Genomic DNA, 17,308 nt, shown 5'->3' with positions numbered 1-17,308 from the left:
AGGAACAGAATATGAGCAAGGAACAAGAAACATACAAATTTGCAGAACCTATCAAGGGTTATCCAGAACTTCGCTGGAGAGGCAAACGTCCCTTTACAGGAACGCCTTATTATCCAGCACAGTTGAAGGAAACATACGGCGAACCTGACGAAGATGGATGGATGAACAAGCTCTATTGGGGCGACAACTTGCAGGTAATGAGTCATTTGCTCAAAGAATACCGCGGCCAGGTAAACTTGATTTATATTGACCCGCCGTTTGATAGCAAGGCTGATTACAAGAAGACCATTGCACTCCGTGGCAAAAAGGCCGAAAGCGATTCCAGTAACTTTGAAGAAAAACAGTATGGTGATATTTGGACGAATGATGAATATTTGCAGTTCATGTATGAAAGACTGATTTTATGCAGGGAATTGCTGAGTGATACCGGAAGTATTTATTTGCATTGTGATTGGCATAGAAGCCATGTTCTTAGAAATATTTTGGAAGAAATTTTTGGTGCAAATAATTTTAGAAACGAAATTATATGGGAAAATCAAGGTGCTTGGGTCAATTCTGATTCTTGGTTTCCTAGAAGGCATAATTCTTTGCTGTTTTTTTCAAAATCTCCAAACTACAAGTTTAATGTTTTGAATGATGATGATATTTCAGGTGGCGTTAATTATAATCGATGGTATGATTATGTTGTAAATAATAGAATTTATGCAGATAATGCTCCATATCATGATTCAAGATTTACGACTTATGTGAATCAGTTTGAAAAAAATAATGGGAGAAAACCTAAAGGCAAAGATATTATCGTTGATTTTAAAGGTTCTGTTCTTGGATCTGTATGGTATATAAAGGTTGTTGATCCTAAAAGTCCTGAAAATGTATCATATCCCACTCAAAAACCTGAAGCTCTTTTAGAACGAATTATCAAGGCTTCATCTAATCCCGGCGATATTGTCTTTGACTGTTTTATGGGTAGTGGAACAACCCAAGCTGTTGCCATGAAACTCGGTCGCAAGTTCCTTGGTGCCGATATCAACCTCGGTGCAATTCAAACCACGACAAAACGCCTTGTCAATCGAGTAAAAGAATGTGCAAAGGCGGGAATGACGGATGAAAAAAATCAACTCCCTTGCTACACTGGTTTCGAAGTCTATAATGTAAATGACTACGATTTCTTCCGTAATGAACTTGAAGCCAAACGTCTTATTATTGAGGCTTTGGGAATGCAGGCCTTGCCTGAGAATAATCTTTGGGATGCGGAACTTGATGGCCGTATGGTTGCCATTCTTGGGATCAATCGCATCGCAACGGCTGCCGAATTCTCTAAAATCGTAAATAATATTGATATTGCCGACTGGACTCGTCGTCAGGCTGAAACACCGAATAAGCCCATTGAGCAGATTACTTTTGTCTGCATGGGCCACGATCCTAATCTTAAGGCTTTATTCCTTGAAGAAATGCAGAAACTCGGTTTTAAGGTGGATTTGGAAATCGTCGATATTCTTCGAGATAAGAAGGATTTGACATTCAAACGTGATTCCGATGCCTACATCAAGTTGACAAAAGGTAAGTTGACCGTCAAGGAATTCTACCCGATGAACCTTTTGCAGAAGCTTTCCATCGAATGCCAAGATGTTGAAGATTGGCGTGAACTTGTGGATTCCATCATGATTGACTGGAATTACGATGGTACTACATTTTCGCCTGCAATTACCGATGTTCCTGCGAAAAATGAGATGGTCAAGGGTGAGTACGAGATTCCGCAAGGTGCGGGTAGCATCCATGTGAAAATTACTGACCTTCTGAGTGAAAGCTGGGAAGGAACTTTTGAAGTGTAGGGGGAGATATGGCCAAGAAAAATAAAGTGGAACTCCCGTTCTACAAATACCTTTGGAATTTTTATTCCGCGAACAAGTCTGAAATCAAGAAAGAATACACCGTGCTGACACGACGGATTCTTGCTCATGCCAATCCCGAAAATCCGGGTGCATTTTTGCGTAAGCCTCAATACGAAGCTTTTGAAATCTATGTGTTCCTTAAGGAGTATTTGGGTAACCCCAAGTTGTTTGACTTGTTTAATGACTGGCGGCATAATCAGGGTAAATTCCAAATTCAGAATACGCATTTGACGGATTCTGGGGCAACTGACCTTTTTGCCGAAGAAGATGAGTTGCGTCGAATTTCCGATGCGAAGGTTATTGAACCTGCTATATTACAGCTTCAAAATTTGCGGCAAGTTTATTCGAACTACATTTTTTCGCTTACGATGGGAACAGGCAAAACCATTCTTATGGCTCTTTGCATATTCTATGAGTTCCTTTTGGCGAAAAAGTTTCCGAAAGATGAGCGCTTCTGTCATAATGTTTTGGTGCTAGCTCCAGATACAACGGTGTTGCAATCGCTCAAGGAAATACTCACATTTGATAAGTCAAAAATCTTTGCTGCCGAATACGCTCACACGCTAGATACCATTCTAAAGTTCCATTTCTTGGAAGACGATGGAATCACTCTTTCGACAATGGACGGCTCCGATTTCAACGTGATTATTTCAACGAGTCAAAAAATCATCTTGAAAAAGAAGCATAAGGAAGATTCGGCGGGTGTTTTGCTTTTTAAGGAAAGTTGGGAAACTGCGATGGAAAATAATCCAAATGCCGATTTATACCAACTTGATGAAACGGAATTGACCGCGAATCAACGCTATGTCAAGATTACTCGGTTGAAACAACTTGGCATTTATGTAGATGAAGCTCACCATGCATTCGGTAAGTCGCTAAAAAATGATATGCTTGATCGCAGTAAGGACACTAGTCTTAGACTGACGATTGATAATTTGGCGAAGGAATTGGAACGCAGTGGCTCCAAGGTGGTGGCGTGCTATAACTTTACTGGAACGCCTTATGTCGATAATCAGCTTATGCCTGAAGTTGTCTATGAATATGGATTGCGAAGTGCTATCGATAATCGCTACCTCAAGGAAGTTGATATCAAGGATTACGATAATGTAAAGAGTGGAACATTTATTGATAAATCTATTGATTTGTTTGTTGCTCAACATGCAAATGAAAAAGGAGTATTCAAACGTTATGAGGGTATGCTCCCGAAGATGGCATTCTTTGCCAATACCATTGATGAATTGACGAACGACTTAAAACCTGCTGTTGAAAAAGCGCTTATAAAGCATAACCTTTCACTTGATTCAATTCTTGTGAATGTCGGTGACGATAAGGTTACTAAATCGGATGATTTGCGAGAATTCAAGTTGCTTGATACGGTCAAATCGCAAAAACAATTTATTTTGCTTGTTGGTAAGGGTAAGGAAGGATGGAATTGCCGCTCGCTGTTCTCGGTCGCTCTGTATCGAAAACCCAATAGTACCATCTTTGTTTTACAGGCTACGATGCGTTGCTTGCGTTCAATTACGGAATTGCAGCAGAAAGGTCTTGTTTGCTTGTCGAGTGAAAATCTTGCTATTCTGCAAAATGAATTGGAATGTAATTTCAGAATGACTGTCAATGACCTTACTCATAAAAACGAAGATACAGCAAAAGAACGTCGAATCTATGTTCGCAAAAAGGTTCCTGTTAAAATGATGGAACAGATTTCAACATTTAAAGTTGAACCGAAGCAGGTTGAAACTTATACCATCTTTGATGAATCCTTCGATTTTGATAATTGGCGTAAAACCGTTGGAACACATTCTCTAAGTAACATTGATTCTGCAACGATTCGTAAAGAAATTCGCAGTTCTGTTGACAGAACATTTACTCCGTATAGCCTTGTGGCTGAAATCTCGCTTTATTTAACTCAACACGAGTCTTCGGGAATTTTATTCCCCCCAAGTGAAATTCGGAAACTTTTGGAAAAATCGACAGATGGAATAGATAAAATTCTGGAGAAAGTGAATTACGCTAATGAAATTCTTTATGATTTTGTTGTACCGAAGCTTTTTGAACAAATTTATAGTGTTAAATATGAACCGGGTGAAATCAAGGAAGTCGTCAAGTATATTGTAAAAGATCCTCCTAAGAATGGTGTTGACGAAGATACTGCATATTACACTATGCGATTTAGTGATGATAAATTCATATCGGATGTATCGGCTCGCTATAATGCTTTTAATCAGATGGATGGCAACAAAAAAAGCTTTGATTTATCTGGGTACGGCTTTGATTCCGGTCCTGAACGAAAGTTTTTTGATCGCAATCTTTTTAACAATCGCCAAATAAAGCACATTTGGTTTACGGGTATGCTTACAAATGGTCAATCTAATTTTTATGTGCATTATATCGATCCGGAATCGCATTCGCTTCGCTCGTATTATCCTGATTTCTTAATAGAGGATAATGAAGGTAAATTCTACATCGTTGAAATTAAGGGACGTCATTTAATAAATGCTCCCTCTACACGTGCTAAAGAAGAGTATGCAAAGCAGATGGCTTCGCTCAGTCAAATGGAGTATGTGTTCATCCCAGATGACTTGGCTGACATGATATTGCAGGAGTTTGTGATACAAATGAAGGCGAGTAATTCAGAAGAGATGAGTAAAGCGTATCAGGTGTAGAGCTGATTTAAAAGTCCGCAGTATTTGAACCTGTGGATTTTTCATAAAAAACGATTTTTGCTCAAAACATATTGCAAAAATGTATAAGAGTTTATATTAAACGAATAATCAAGCTTAAGGCCTCTCAAATCTTGAGAGGCTTTAATGTTGCCTAAATTGCGGAAAAAGATTTAGACCTCTTGACAATCGCAATTTCCTAATTTATATTATGTAGTGAACAAATGTTCATTTTATGGTAAGCACTATTTAAATGCCTCGCTGTTTTACGCTTGTCTGCGAGGAAGGAGTGAAAGATGAAAGAACGTAAGTCCCTCAAGGACTGTATCGTGAAACCGGGCGAGAAGAGTCCCTTCGCAAATCTTCTTATTGATTTGGCGTTCAAGAAAGCATTCGATCCGGACAAGCCCACTAGCCGCAACAATCTCATCAACCTGCTGAATGACCTGCTTGAACCGCAGCTTAAGCGGCCAATCAAAAACGTGTGGACTCGCAATGTCGCAAAGAATCTGAGTGGTAGCAAAGAATCTCGCACGGCAATTTTCGATTTGCACTGTAAAGACGATATGGGTAATTTGATTGAGATTGAGGTGCAAATTCGCGAGATGGATAATTTTATGAAGCGTCTGGCTTTCTATGCGAGTGAGCTGGTGGCCAATCAGGCCGAACCTGGTGAAGAGTGGAATTACGATGTTCAGCCGACATACGTAATCGCGTTGACTCGTATTCATGTTTTTGATGACGAAAATGCTGTTCACCGTGCCGCCGTGACAGATTTGGAAACAGGCAAACAAGTTATGGATACATACAACTATGCTATAATTGAGCTTTCTAAGGTTCCGTTTTTCATTGAGAAAACATCCAGTGATTTAAGCAAATGGCTGTTCTTCTTCCGTTACTTGAACCGCCTCAAGGAACTCCCCGAAGAGTTGAACGAGTCCAAGTTTCAACAGTTGACGGAAAGTTCGAAAGTGTCTAACTTTTCAAAAAAGGAATTAGAGGCTTATCAGCGTATGCATCACGAAAAATGGGATCACAATGTCATGGTGCCGGGCATTTTCAAGGAATTCGCGACGGAAATCAACGCAAAGATTGAAGAACGTATTTCCGATCGAAATCGTGAAATAGCCAAGAAAATGGTTGTCGCAGGCAAGTTGTCTGATGCTGAAATTGCAGACTATTCTGGTCTATCCGTAGAAGATGTTGTCGTTTTGCGGAGTCAAATGTGCGAGTCGGATTAATATCCTGTAGTCCTTGCCGAGCCTATTGATTCTTGTCTTGTGGCTTGCTCGCCTTGCTTATGCTCTTTTTTACATATTTCTAGGGGCTTAGAGCTAGGATTTGCGCGGGAAAATTACTATATTCTATGCGCAAAAGAGGTACTTTATGAAACTTTTGCCAGAAGCTTTGACGTTTGATGACGTCTTACTCGTTCCCGCTGAATCTTCTGTTCTTCCGGCTCAGACGGATGTGAGCACCCAGCTCGCCCCGAATATCAAGCTGAACATTCCTATAATCAGTGCTGCAATGGATACCGTTACGACGGCTCCGTTGGCTATTTCCCTTGCTTTGCAGGGTGGCCTCGGCATTATCCACAAGAACATGTCCATTGAAGACCAGGCTGAAGAAGTCCGCAAGGTCAAGCGCTGGCAGTCCGGTATTGTGACCAATCCGGTGACGCTTGATGCCGATGAACCGGTGTCTGCTGCATTTGAACAGCGTGCTCGCAACAAGGTGAGCGGTTTCCCGATTCTCTCCAAGGGTAAGCTCGTCGGTATGCTCACGAGCCGCGACCTCCGCACCGTTAGCGACATGAACGTGAAGATCAGCACGGTCATGACCAAGGATCCTGTGACGGCAAGCCCGAAGGTGAGCCTTGCCAAGGCGAAGGAAATCCTCGCCGAAAAGCGCATTGAAAAGCTCCCGCTCGTGGACGCTTCTGGTGCTTTGAAGGGCCTCATCACGATGACGGACATTTTGAAACGCGAAAACAACCCGAACGCAAGCCTTGACAAGAATGGTCAGTTGCTTGTGGGTGCTGCTGTTAGCACTTCTGCAAATACTCTTGAACGCGTTGCAGCCCTCGTGGACGCTGGCGTTGACCTGTTGATTATCGATACGGCTCATGGTCACCACATCGGTGTGCGTAACATGGTGAAGACCGTTCGCAAGAAATATCCGAAGCTCACGATTTGCGCCGGTAACGTTTGCACGCCGGAAGCTGTCGAAGAACTCGCCAAGTGCGGCGCCAACATCGTCAAGGTGGGTATCGGTCCGGGTTCCATCTGCACGACCCGTATCATTGCTGGTGTCGGTTACCCGCAGTTCTCCGCTGTCGTGGAATGCGGCAAGATGGCTCGCAAGGTCGGCGTGAAGATTATCGCTGACGGTGGCCTCAAGTTCTCTGGCGATATCGTCAAGGCTTTGGCTGCTGGCGGTCACGCTGTGATGGTGGGCTCTCTCTTTGCCGGTACCGAAGAAGCTCCGGGCGAAGTCATTCTCGCTGATGGCCGTAGCTACAAGAGCTACCGCGGCATGGGCTCTCTCGGCGCCATGAAGGCAGGCTCTGCTGACCGTTACTTCCAGGGTGGCGTTCAGGAACCGCGCAAGTTTGTTCCGGAAGGCATTGAAGGTCGTGTTCCGTACAAGGGACCGCTCCGCGACACCGTTTACCAGCTCATTGGCGGTATCCACTCTGCTATGGGTTATGCCGGTGCTGCGAACCTCGAAGAACTCTACAAGAAGGCAACGTTTGTCCGTATTACGGGCGCAGGCCTCCGTGAATCTCATCCGCACGATGTGACCATCACGAAGGAAGCTCCGAACTACCGCACAGGCGACTAATCGTTTGATGTCACCACGCACTTGTTGCGGGGGCGCCATATCAAAAACTTTAATCCGATGCGCAAAATGCGTACCGGATTTTTTATATTGTTTAAAACAAATTTTAGAAGGAGTTGAAAATGAGATGTTTTAAATTGTTCGTTGTAATGGCCGTGTTTGGTATGGCTTTTGTCGGTTGCTCGGGTTCTAAACAGCACAAGGATGCTTCGTGGACGCAAAAGCCATCTAGTTTGAAGGTGGTGTTTACCACGCCAGAAATTTTGAATAAAGAAAAAGATTCTGATGGCTCTAATGAGTGGACTGTTTTTCCGTGGTACTATGCAAGTACGAGTGAAATCGCTGTTCCTGGAACAACGGCAGGTTCTAGAGACACGCTCATGATATCCGAAAATATGAAAAAATTGTCGGAGTGGTTCTCGAGTAATGTGGACAATACGCTTAAATTCAATTCGAATGTGCATTATACGGTGGAAAAAATTTCGAAGGATAACGTCTTATATTCTGATGAACTGCTTGATGGCGATTCTCTTCGTGTCTCGAAACCGGCTTCCATGTCTGATGCCGAAGTCTATATGATTTTAGATAGCATAGAAATGAAGTCTTATCAGAACTTAAGTCTTTATAATTCGGGACTTGGTACACCTGCGTTTCCGATCGCTGTCATGGGGTATCGAACAAACAATTGCGTCAAGATATCGGCTTCGTACGCATTTTACGATGCAAAGGCCGGAAAACGAATGGATTTTGGACGCTTGGAAGAAGATCAGTGTTCTAAGGAAACTGTAATTGAACATGATTGGGTAAATGTTTTACGAGACTTGGTTTTACATGCGATAGACAAAACTCCAATCGCGCAGTTTTAAATAAGCAAACGCAGCTTCGCCAGGCTGCGTTTTTTGATGTATATTAAGAGCATGACAGCAAGGTAGACTTTTTTATGAATTATAGGTTGCGTTCGAGATTGTTGTTGGCGGCGGTGTTCGCAGGTTCGCTTGCGGTTCCGTTTGTTTTTGTGGCGTGTGGCGATTCGTCTGATGGTTCGCCGGTTGCTGTGGGTGAGGGTTCTTCGTCTTCGGAGAAATCGAGTTCATCGGTTGCGCTGTCGAGTTCTGTAAAAGTGCCTGCAAGTTCATCGTCAGTAAAGTCCGCGGAATCCTCGTCTGCGAAAAATGTCGCAAGCTCTAGTTCGGAAAAGTTTGCAAGTTCATCTTCGGTGAAACCTGCGCAATCTTCGTCCTCCGAGAAGGTCGCGGAATCATTTTCTTCTGAAAAGTCTACGGAATCATCGGACAGTGGTGTCTGCACGAACTGCGATAGCTATACGGCGGCAGACCCGACGCTTGTGGAAAATGGCGGTAAGGGCTCCGTGACGACTTACGGGAGCATCACTGCGAAAGAAACGAGTCTCGGTGGCGCCTGCAATTACGGACAGACGAATATCCGGTATTATGCGGCAATCCATGTGAATGTTTCTCCGGGCGATGATAAAGGCCCGTGGGATGGCGGTGCAGCTTGTGGCGGCTGCGTTCATGTGAAGGCCAAAACGCCGGATGGTTGGAAAGAAGTGACAGTGCGTATTACAGACCGTTGCCCGGATGCGAACTGCGGCGTGGATTTGGGCGGTGCGCCCGCTAGCGATATCATGGGAATTCAGGTCGGTCGCTATTACGGCGAATGGGAATTCGTGAGCTGCGAAGGTGTCGAAGGCGTGTGGGGCGATTCCACGTCCATTTGGGTCAAGGAAGGCGCAAGCGAATTCTGGAGCATTATTCAAGTGCGCAATCCCAAGGATATGGTCAAGAAAATTGCGATTCAGGGAATGGATAGCGACGAAGACTACATGCTTGAAATGGTCGTCGGGACGGAAAACTTCTGGACGGTTCCTGTGGCTGTGCTCAAGACGGATAACCGCTATCGCGTCGTAGTGACATACCGCACCGGCACGGATGACGAGTGGATTATCAAGGGCTCGGAGCTTGCGGTGCCTGAGGCGAACCTTTATCTGTACGAACATCGGAAGGAATAGAAAAACGGCGCCTCGTGGGCGCCGCTTCTCGTATAATTTTGTTTTACTTGTTCAAACGCTCGGTTGCTTCGGCGACGCTGAGCAAGTCTGCTTCCTGGAACGGCTTGCCAATCCATTGGAGGCCAACCGGGAGGCCGCTTGCCATACCGCACGGAACGCTCACGCCCGGGAGACCGGCGAGGTTCAAGCTAACGGTGTAGATGTCGGAGAGGTAAACTGCCATCGGATCGGATTCGTTCATGCCGCACTTGAGCGGGAGACCCGGCATCGTCGGGCTTGCAATCACGTCGCAAGTCTTGAATGCTTCGGTGAAGTCGTCCGTGATGAGGCGGCGAACCTTTTGGGCCTGCACGTAGTAAGCGTCATAGAAACCGGCGGAGAGAACGTAGCTTCCGAGGAGGATGCGGCGTTGCACTTCCTTGCCGAAACCTTCGCTGCGGGACTTGGCGTAAAGGTCGAAGAGCTTACGAGCTTCGGGGCTGCGGTAACCGTAACGCACGCCGTCGTAGCGGCTGAGGTTGGAGCTTGCTTCTGCAGTTGCAATGATGTAATAGCTGGACACAGCGTAGCTGATGTGCGGGAGGCTCACTTCCTTGATGGTGGCGCCTTCGGCTTCCATCTTCTTAAGCATGTTTTCGATGGCGGCCTTGCATTCTGCATCGAGACCTTCACCAAAGTATTCCTTCGGAACGCCAATGACCTTGCCCTTAACGCCAGTGCCGAGCTTTGCAGTAAAGTCTTCGGTCGGGCGAGTGCTTGTGGTGTTGTCGTGCGGGTCAATGCCGCAAATAGCACCGAGGAGCGTTGCGCAATCGCGAACGGTGGAGCCGAACGGACCAATCTGGTCGAGTGAGCTTGCGTAGGCGAGGAGACCGTAACGGGAAACGCGGCCGTAGGTTGGCTTCAAACCGACAACGCCCGTGCATGCTGCCGGCTGGCGGATAGATCCACCCGTGTCAGAACCGAGGGCGCAAGGAACCGTGCCAGAGGCGACGGCGACTGCGGAACCACCCGAGGAACCACCCGGAACGCGGGATTCGTCGAGCGGATTTTTGACCGGGCCGTAGTAAGAGGTTTCGTTGCTGGAACCCATGGCGAATTCGTCCATGTTCGTCTTGCCGACGATGATGGCGCCTGCGGCTTCGAGCTTTTCGAGTGCCGTTGCAGTGTACGGGGCAACAAAGTTGTCGAGAATCTTGGAAGCGGCGGTGGTGCGTGTGCCGGTCAAGCACATGTTGTCCTTCACGGCGACTGGGATACCATCGAGGGCTCCCAGAGACTTGCCTTCGGCGCGGCGCTTGTCGCTTTCCTTAGCGCGTTCGAGAGCGCGGTCGTTCAGCACCGAGATATAGGCGTTCAAATTCTTTGTAGATTCAATTTTTTCGAGGGAAGCTTGTGCGAGCTTTTCGGCAGTGGTGCTGCCGCTAGCAAGTTGAGCCTGAAGTTCCTGAATAGTCTGCATTATCTTTCTCCGGACCATTTCATAATGTAAAGGGCGATGAACATGCCAATAGCACTTAAAAAGTTCACTTTGATGCCGAATCCAAGTGCAAATTTGACAAGGTACAAATCAATGACGACGGGCTGCGGTGTATCGCCAGAAAAACCGATACTGTAATCGGCTGCCGCCGTAAAAATGTGGTGAACGCTGTTATCGTAGCCACCGGCGTTCAAGAGGACTCCGAGTTCGCCAAACAAAGCTCCGAGAGCTTCGCTCATGATGCCGCCTAAAATAAGGCCGACAAAAATGAAAAGGACGACACGTGCCAATGAGTTCTTGTGAGTCATGCCGCAAATATAGTATTTTAGTTATTAGTCATTGGTCAATGGTCGTTAGTTGTTGGTTGTTATCAATGGTGTTGCTTGGTGGTCGGCGGTTAAAGCTTTCTTAAGCGTTTTTTGGGGAGATTGAGGCTAATATGGTGGTTTGGTATGTAAAAATGTGAAAATCTGCTACCAAATGCATGAAAATAACTCTTTTGGTAACAAAAAATGCAGATAAACTTAATGGAAATTCGCTAAATATGAGTTTGTTTATGAAAAATGTGTTACCAAATGGAGCGTAACGTTAGATTTGGTATCATAATGCAAGCCTGTTGAATGAATATTTTGTAGTACAAAGTAAAAAATGTGATACCAAACACGACAAAAAAACATTTTGGTAGCATAAAAATGCAAAAATCGCTTTTTTTACTTGTTCAACTTGGATTTTGGAGGATGATTATTTTCGCTTGCAGTCGAATTACCTATATTGATTTTTGCTGTGTATTTTTTTATGAAATTTTTTTGAGGTATGCATGGCGAAAATTGTAACTTTGTTAACGATTCTTGTATTAGTGACTTGTTTATGTGCGAATGACACTCTGTTTGTTCAGAAATCTTTTTCGCACAATATTTCGTATAGAGATGACGCTAGCGAATTATACAAATATTTTGATATTTCAAAAAGCGTTGCTAATGCTGTCAGTCCTTTGTTCCCAGAAAAGAATATTGGCAATCAAGGAACTTTCTTTTATACATCTTATCGAAAAGATGGTTTCTTTGTTTACAAATATGCATATTTTTCATTTGAAGAAGATTCTCTCTATTTTGCTGTAGATCCGTCGGAATATTCTGCGGATCCTTCTTTATCTACTCGTATCGGTAATTGCATGAAACAGCATTTTTTGCAGCATATCGAAAGATATCGAAATGCTTGTGCGAAAGCATTTCCTTTAAAGCCTAAACTCAGGGAATGGATTGAATTGTTGAGTAAAAATTATTCTGAGATACTGTCTGCTGGTAGTGGTGACGATGTTTATGTGTTGGCTTTTGATCAGAGTGGAAAAGAAAAGATCTTTACAATTCCCGACTTTTCGAAAATAAAGAAAGAATCTCAATCTGTGATTTTAGATTATTATAGAGAAGTTTATCTGTTGCTTAGTGAGTTTGCAAATTATGAGTTTCCGCAATGCTGGTGGGATAAACTTGTGGATAATCCCGAACATTTCTCCATTCGTTCGAATGAAGGCAAAATTAAAGAAATAAGGTGCTCGGATTTATGAAAAAGATAAAGTTTATTGTGTCTCTTTTTTTCTTTTTAGTGAATTCAGCAATGGGAAATCAAAGTTCTTTTGATGAAGTTCCAAAGAAAATGATGAATCGCGAAATAACACTAAAAAAAGGTTCGATGGAAATGTTTTTTAAGGATTCCTTGTATAATTGGAACCGCGATGGAATATACCTTTTTGTATCTCAAAAGGAATCTCTGAAACTTTTCTTTATAAATGAATCTGGTGTAGAATTGTTTCAATATCCGAAAATGAAAGAATCTCGTTGGACAAATCCCGAAGAGTATATGGATGAACGAAAAAAGAAAATTCGTGGATTAAATATTGGTAAATGTTTGCAAAGAATTAATGATGATGGGAACGCTTTTTCTTTTTTGAAAAAAATTACTTTTGAACGGTATCCTCAAATGTCTGTTATGAAAGATTGGCCTGAATTACCGCAAATAGAAAATATTCAATATTTAGGGTTTGTAAAAGAAGGCTCTTTTATCAAAAATTTCTATTTCAATGATTTTCGGAGCAATGGTGTCGTGTTAAAGAAACCGTTGGATATGCTGATTCCTTTGTATGATATGCTAAAAAAGTATCCGTTTGATGTTTATATGGATGGCTGCGAATGAGAAAAATTATTGCCTTAATGTTTATTTTACTTATTTGCGGATGTGCAAAAAAGCCTGTTTCTGGCGAATGGCTTCATTCTCGGCTTTCTTCCGAAGAACCGTTTTTGATTCCTGAAAAACAAACAATTGACGTTTATGCGGAATGGAATATGCTGCGATTGGTCTGTTCTTCGCTTAGAATGATTGGGAATATTGACAAGGAAGCACTTGTTTATTCATTTGGTCAAGCATCAAGGAATAAAGATGGTCTTTATAATCCCAGTTTTTGCTTGCAAAGGTCTGTTCTTTTAGGTGAAAAATTGTTTGATTCTAATCAAAATCATGAAGGTTTAGATGCGGAGTGCGTATATGAAATGACTCCTTTGACTTTGGGAAATGTTATGAGTGCTGTGTTTGGACGAAATATAGTGCTGGATACAACAGATGAGAATGTTCGTGTTTTCTATGCGGGTGATAGCCTTCTTATTGAGTCTGGACAAGTTCGAAACCACAAAAGAATAGAACAAAATTATCTCGCTGTGAAAGATGAACAAGGACGAATTCGAGAAACTTTGCAAGGCCCCATTTTTGAATTTGATATTCCATTAAATGAGCCTGTTTTCTCTTTGACTGTTCGCACCGATCCCAAGGATCATAAAGGCTACAAGCCCCTGAAACTCGATTCGTCCATCCTTCCGCTTGAAAGCCCTGGATACAAAAAGCTCCGCGAACAGGAAGAAAAACTGAGTCGCGGAGAGTAAATTACGGAGCGTAAATTGCGTTATCCCAAATCGATATCGGGTGAAACCTGTATCGTGAAGTCGGGGTAAAGCTCAGCTGCTTCGCTCTTGATGGTTTCGAGGGCTTCCTGGGCGTTCACGCCGAATTTGATGACCACGTCAAAGCGCATTTCCTTGGCTTCGATATCTACATAAAAACCATGCATCTGGAGTGCCCAATCGTGTGACTTGACTTTGTTTGAAATTGTGTCGCGAATTTTGGATGCTTCGTCGTCCTTGGTATTGTAAGAGTAAACGCCGATGGCGGTGAGGATGACGCCTGTTTCGCGATAGACTTTCTTTTCGAGTTTGCGCGTGAGGGAATCCAGGTCGGCGACGGTCATGGTGTCGGGGAGTTCCACGTGCACGGAGGCGAGTTTCTTTTCGGGACCGTAATCGTTGATGACGAGGTCGTATGCGCCGTGGATGCCTTCTTCGCTGCGGATGAGGCTCTTGATTTGCTTGGTGAGTTCGTTATCATTTTTCTTGCCAAGCAAGTCGCTGACGGTATCCTTCAACATTTCAAAGCCCGCTTTGACGATGAAGATGGAAATCAGAACGCCGACGTAAGCTTCGAGCGAGAGTCCCGTGAAAATGAAGATGAGTGCCGAGGCGAGAACGGAAAGTGAGAGGATGGCGTCAAAGAGCGCATCGGAGCCGGAGGCGATAAGCGAACCGGAATTTACGCGTTCGCCTTGCGATTTTACGTAACGCCCGAGGATTACTTTCACGACCACGGCGATGGCGATGATGACAAGTGAAACGGTGGAGTAATCGGCTTCTTCGGGGTGGATGATTTTTTTGATGGATTCCACACAAGAGGTGATGCCCGCGTAAATCACAATGGAGGCGATGACCATGGCGGTCAGGTATTCAATGCGTCCGTAACCGAGCGGGTGCTTTTCGTTGGGCAATTTTCGCGAGAGCTTGTTGCCGACAATTGTGATGATGGATGAAAGTGCGTCCGAGAGGTTGTTCACGGCATCGAGAACGACGGCGATGGAATTTGCCATAAGGCCGATAACCGCCTTGACGCTGGCGAGAATGACGTTTGTGACAATCCCGACAATGCTAGTTTTGACGATGACCTTATTGCGGTTTTCTTCGTTGTGCTTTTCTTCATTGCAGTTCTTTGCCATATGATTCTCCTACTAATTTTTCTTTGGATTATCGCTTTGCTCTAATCCCAAATGCTAACCTCGGTCATGCCAAAACAAGTTTTGTCGCGACTCTCGGCTTTCGCATTTGTCGTCTCTCGTCTGTAGCCGCTTGCGGCGTTCACTCGTCTATTTTATGCTCCAGTCGATGGGTTCAAGTCCTTTGCTGACAAGGTAAGCGTTTGCCTTGCTGAAGTGCTTGCAGCCGAAGAATCCGCGATAAGCCGAGAGTGGACTCGGGTGCGGAGCGGTAAGAATCAGGTGGCCGCGATTGGGCGCGATGAGCACTTGCTTTTTGATGGCAAAACTGCCCCAGAGCAAAAAGACGAGGTTCTCGCGAACCTGCGAAAGGCGCTGGATAATCGTGTCCGTGAACTGCTGCCAGCCAATGCCTGCGTGGCTGGCAGCCATGTGGGCGCGCACTGTGAGCGATGCGTTTAAAAGCAAAATTCCCTGATGGGCCCAGCCTTCCAAGTTCCCGTGTGGCGGCGGCGTGATGCCGAGATCGTCGTGGAGTTCCTGGAAAATGTTGATGAGGGAGGGCGGCGGCTCAATTCCGAACGGCACCGAGAAGCAAAGCCCGTGAGCTTGCCCCGGATTGTGGTATGGGTCTTGTCCGATGATGACAGCCTTGACTTTATCGACGGGGCAATAGTCGAGGGCTGCAAAAATCTGCGGTCCGGGAGGATACACCACATGGTGTTCTGCATGTTCCTGCAAAAGTTTTGCCTTAATTTGCTTAAAATACGGTTGCTCGAATTGGTCGGCGAGCAGTTTTAGCCAAGATTCTTCAAGTTTTACGGACATGGTTAGATTGTAGGTGTTAGGTTATAGGTTTTAGGGGTGGCTTCGCCGTTTGTGCTCATACCTCGTGCCTCTTTGCGAGTATTGCGATTTTCTCGCCGTCGAGGCGCGTGTAGAATAGTGTTGCTGCGTTCTTGCCCTTGGGCTTGAGTCGCTTGATTTCTTGGTCGGGGTCTACTTTGACGCCTCGGAGCTTGAGCGTGAGTTTTCCGATGTCGTGCGATTTGAGCATCGCGCGGACGGCGCCTGTCGAAATCTCGGACGATTCTAAAATCTCGTAGTTGGCGAAAGCGGGGGCAGGGAGCGGCTTTTCGCTCGTCACGTAAGCGATGCCCGGCGAAATCAGATGCGTGGTTTCGTCGTGGGCGAGGGCGACCACTCCAAAGAGGTGGCTGCGGAGCAACACCGGTGCGGGCTCTGCGATGAACTTTGAAATCCCGCCAAGAGGCAAGTCGGATTCGCTGCTCGATGTGCGGTAAACGCGGTCGCGGCCTTCGAGTTCATAGTTGTGGTCGTATTGCGATTGTTCGCTCTCGTTGCGGGCTTCGCGCTTTTCGTCGCGGGCGAATGTCCAGTTGGCGATTTCATTCCCTGTTTTATCGACCATCACAGCGCGCACGTGGTCGGGATTCTTGGCGAGTTCGCCGAACAGCACTAAGCATTCGCGGCAGTCCGTGCGGGAACCGATGTACAAAATTTCTGTGCTACGGGGAATTTCGCAAATGGGGTAGCCGGGCGGAATTTTTGCCATGCCGCCCTTGTAATGCTTTGAAATCTCGATGACTTCTTCGAATGTGGGCGTGAGATTGCGCAAATCACGCTGGTTTTCGCCTTCGATGGCGCGGCGGGCGGGGTCAATCGTAAAGTAGTCGGCTTTGCGCTGAGAGAGGGGCGCGCTCTCGGAAACGTTTTGGTGGGCGACTTCGCGGACATCGGCGAGGATGGTATGTGCTTTGCTGGCTTCTGGCGAGACTCCTCGCATTACGCAACTGTTGTAGCGGTACATTGCAAGGCGGTTTTCGTCGAGGTCAACGCCAATTGCAGTCAGTTCCTTCGGCAAAAAGAAGGAATCGCCACCCATGCCACAGCAAAGGTCATGAACGACGGGGGCGGTTTCGCTGTAGCCGTTTCTTTTCGCTTGGCGAGCGCGTTCCCAGAGCGTCGATTTCCATCGACCGATATCTTGGGCGGTGCTCTGTTCCAGCGCTAATTTGTCGCAAAGGAGGAATGCGGTTTTTTCGATGCCGAATTTTTCGCGGAATTTCGGCACGAGCGCCATGTAATCCATAATGGCGGCGCGTTCTTCGTTGCTGAATTCCTTGGCAAGTTGCGTCGAAACTTGCAATGCATCCATTTTTTTCTTGGTTGCAAGCTTGATGAAATCCTGAACTTTTGCCGAAATGAGTAAATCCGCGTTGAACATGCTTGAAATTTAATTTTTATGCGGGAATTTTACAATTTTAAATTTTGAGGATTAACGATTAAGATGTATTT

The 17,308-nt window shown here is 45.3% G+C and carries 14 protein-coding genes; 9 read left to right on the top strand and 5 right to left on the bottom strand.

The window, feature by feature from the left end; translation table 11 throughout:
- Positions 1–11: 11 nt before the first annotated feature.
- From BUQ91_RS07600 to BUQ91_RS07575, 6 genes are all read left to right on the top strand, one after another.
- Positions 12–1,832 carry a site-specific DNA-methyltransferase gene (locus tag BUQ91_RS07600; protein WP_074208752.1) on the top strand — a complete coding sequence of 607 codons (1,821 nt, stop codon included), beginning with the start codon at positions 12–14 and terminating at the stop codon, positions 1,830–1,832.
- Between the two features lie 8 nt (positions 1,833–1,840).
- Positions 1,841–4,558 (top strand): DEAD/DEAH box helicase family protein, encoded by a 2,718-nt coding sequence (locus BUQ91_RS07595; protein ID WP_074208751.1) that lies wholly within the window; start codon positions 1,841–1,843, stop codon positions 4,556–4,558.
- A gap of 293 nt (positions 4,559–4,851) precedes the next feature.
- A complete protein-coding gene (locus BUQ91_RS07590; RefSeq protein ID WP_074208750.1) occupies positions 4,852–5,796 on the top strand; it encodes an Rpn family recombination-promoting nuclease/putative transposase in 945 nt (314 codons plus the stop codon).
- Positions 5,797–5,941: 145 nt separating this feature from the next.
- Positions 5,942–7,399 carry an IMP dehydrogenase gene (gene guaB / locus BUQ91_RS07585; protein WP_073423085.1) on the top strand — a complete coding sequence of 486 codons (1,458 nt, stop codon included), beginning with the start codon at positions 5,942–5,944 and terminating at the stop codon, positions 7,397–7,399.
- Between the two features lie 119 nt (positions 7,400–7,518).
- Complete coding sequence (locus BUQ91_RS07580; RefSeq protein ID WP_139299710.1) at positions 7,519–8,262, top strand: hypothetical protein; 744 nt, start codon at positions 7,519–7,521, stop codon at positions 8,260–8,262.
- A gap of 74 nt (positions 8,263–8,336) precedes the next feature.
- Positions 8,337–9,425, top strand: coding sequence for an expansin family protein (locus BUQ91_RS07575; protein ID WP_074208748.1), 1,089 nt, complete (start codon positions 8,337–8,339; stop codon positions 9,423–9,425).
- Positions 9,426–9,468: 43 nt separating this feature from the next.
- Here the strand turns inward: BUQ91_RS07575 and gatA are convergent, their stop codons facing one another.
- Both gatA and BUQ91_RS07565 read right to left on the bottom strand, forming a co-directional pair.
- Entirely contained in the window at positions 9,469–10,887 is a 1,419-nt protein-coding gene (gene gatA / locus BUQ91_RS07570) for an Asp-tRNA(Asn)/Glu-tRNA(Gln) amidotransferase subunit GatA (protein ID WP_074208747.1), read from the bottom strand.
- Positions 10,887–11,213 carry a DUF4321 domain-containing protein gene (locus BUQ91_RS07565; protein ID WP_072826975.1) on the bottom strand — a complete coding sequence of 109 codons (327 nt, stop codon included), beginning with the start codon at positions 11,211–11,213 and terminating at the stop codon, positions 10,887–10,889. Before BUQ91_RS07565 ends, gatA begins: the two co-directional genes overlap by 1 nt.
- 509 nt (positions 11,214–11,722) lie before the next feature.
- On the opposite strand from BUQ91_RS07565, the gene BUQ91_RS07560 reads away from it, so the two are divergent.
- From BUQ91_RS07560 to BUQ91_RS07550, 3 genes are read left to right on the top strand one after another with little or no spacing between them, the layout of a single operon-like run.
- Positions 11,723–12,469 (top strand): hypothetical protein, encoded by a 747-nt coding sequence (locus BUQ91_RS07560; RefSeq protein ID WP_074208746.1) that lies wholly within the window; start codon positions 11,723–11,725, stop codon positions 12,467–12,469.
- Positions 12,466–13,095, top strand: a complete 630-nt coding sequence (locus BUQ91_RS07555; protein WP_074208745.1) for a hypothetical protein — start codon at positions 12,466–12,468, stop codon at positions 13,093–13,095. The genes BUQ91_RS07560 and BUQ91_RS07555 overlap by 4 nt, the downstream gene beginning before the upstream one ends.
- The gene (locus BUQ91_RS07550) at positions 13,092–13,835 is read left to right on the top strand and encodes a hypothetical protein (protein ID WP_074208744.1); all 744 of its coding nucleotides are present in this window, start codon (positions 13,092–13,094) and stop codon (positions 13,833–13,835) included. Before BUQ91_RS07555 ends, BUQ91_RS07550 begins: the two co-directional genes overlap by 4 nt.
- A 20-nt stretch (positions 13,836–13,855) precedes the next feature.
- Here the strand turns inward: BUQ91_RS07550 and BUQ91_RS07545 are convergent, their stop codons facing one another.
- The 3 genes from BUQ91_RS07545 to BUQ91_RS07535 all read right to left on the bottom strand — a co-directional run bounded on the left by BUQ91_RS07545 (position 13,856) and on the right by BUQ91_RS07535 (position 17,237).
- Complete coding sequence (locus BUQ91_RS07545) at positions 13,856–14,992, bottom strand: cation diffusion facilitator family transporter (RefSeq protein ID WP_074208743.1); 1,137 nt, start codon at positions 14,990–14,992, stop codon at positions 13,856–13,858.
- Positions 14,993–15,139: 147 nt separating this feature from the next.
- Entirely contained in the window at positions 15,140–15,817 is a 678-nt protein-coding gene (gene ung / locus BUQ91_RS07540; RefSeq protein WP_014547073.1) for a uracil-DNA glycosylase, read from the bottom strand.
- Positions 15,818–15,872: 55 nt separating this feature from the next.
- Positions 15,873–17,237, bottom strand: coding sequence for a THUMP-like domain-containing protein (locus BUQ91_RS07535; protein WP_074208742.1), 1,365 nt, complete (start codon positions 17,235–17,237; stop codon positions 15,873–15,875).
- Between the last annotated feature and the right edge of the window lie 71 nt (positions 17,238–17,308).

The sequence above is a fragment of the Fibrobacter sp. UWB11 genome, from assembly GCF_900143015.1.
Lineage (GTDB): Bacteria > Fibrobacterota > Fibrobacteria > Fibrobacterales > Fibrobacteraceae > Fibrobacter.
Note: the sequence above shows the minus strand (reverse complement) of the source record. Positions and strands in the feature narration are given on the sequence as shown.

Excerpts from the sequence above, each read along its gene's own strand:
- BUQ91_RS07550 (WP_074208744.1), top strand. The coding sequence starts at position 13,092 with ATGAGAAAAATTATTGCCTTAATGTTTATTTTACTTATTTGCGGATGT.
- BUQ91_RS07590 (WP_074208750.1), top strand. The coding sequence starts at position 4,852 with ATGAAAGAACGTAAGTCCCTCAAGGACTGTATCGTGAAACCGGGCGAG.
- guaB (WP_073423085.1), top strand. The coding sequence starts at position 5,942 with ATGAAACTTTTGCCAGAAGCTTTGACGTTTGATGACGTCTTACTCGTT.
- ung (WP_014547073.1), bottom strand. The coding sequence starts at position 15,817 with ATGTCCGTAAAACTTGAAGAATCTTGGCTAAAACTGCTCGCCGACCAA.
- BUQ91_RS07560 (WP_074208746.1), top strand. The coding sequence starts at position 11,723 with ATGGCGAAAATTGTAACTTTGTTAACGATTCTTGTATTAGTGACTTGT.
- BUQ91_RS07575 (WP_074208748.1), top strand. The coding sequence starts at position 8,337 with ATGAATTATAGGTTGCGTTCGAGATTGTTGTTGGCGGCGGTGTTCGCA.
- BUQ91_RS07565 (WP_072826975.1), bottom strand. The coding sequence starts at position 11,213 with ATGACTCACAAGAACTCATTGGCACGTGTCGTCCTTTTCATTTTTGTC.
- gatA (WP_074208747.1), bottom strand. The coding sequence starts at position 10,887 with ATGCAGACTATTCAGGAACTTCAGGCTCAACTTGCTAGCGGCAGCACC.
- BUQ91_RS07545 (WP_074208743.1), bottom strand. The coding sequence starts at position 14,992 with ATGGCAAAGAACTGCAATGAAGAAAAGCACAACGAAGAAAACCGCAAT.
- BUQ91_RS07595 (WP_074208751.1), top strand. The coding sequence starts at position 1,841 with ATGGCCAAGAAAAATAAAGTGGAACTCCCGTTCTACAAATACCTTTGG.
- BUQ91_RS07580 (WP_139299710.1), top strand. The coding sequence starts at position 7,519 with ATGAGATGTTTTAAATTGTTCGTTGTAATGGCCGTGTTTGGTATGGCT.
- BUQ91_RS07535 (WP_074208742.1), bottom strand. The coding sequence starts at position 17,237 with ATGTTCAACGCGGATTTACTCATTTCGGCAAAAGTTCAGGATTTCATC.
- BUQ91_RS07600 (WP_074208752.1), top strand. The coding sequence starts at position 12 with ATGAGCAAGGAACAAGAAACATACAAATTTGCAGAACCTATCAAGGGT.
- BUQ91_RS07555 (WP_074208745.1), top strand. The coding sequence starts at position 12,466 with ATGAAAAAGATAAAGTTTATTGTGTCTCTTTTTTTCTTTTTAGTGAAT.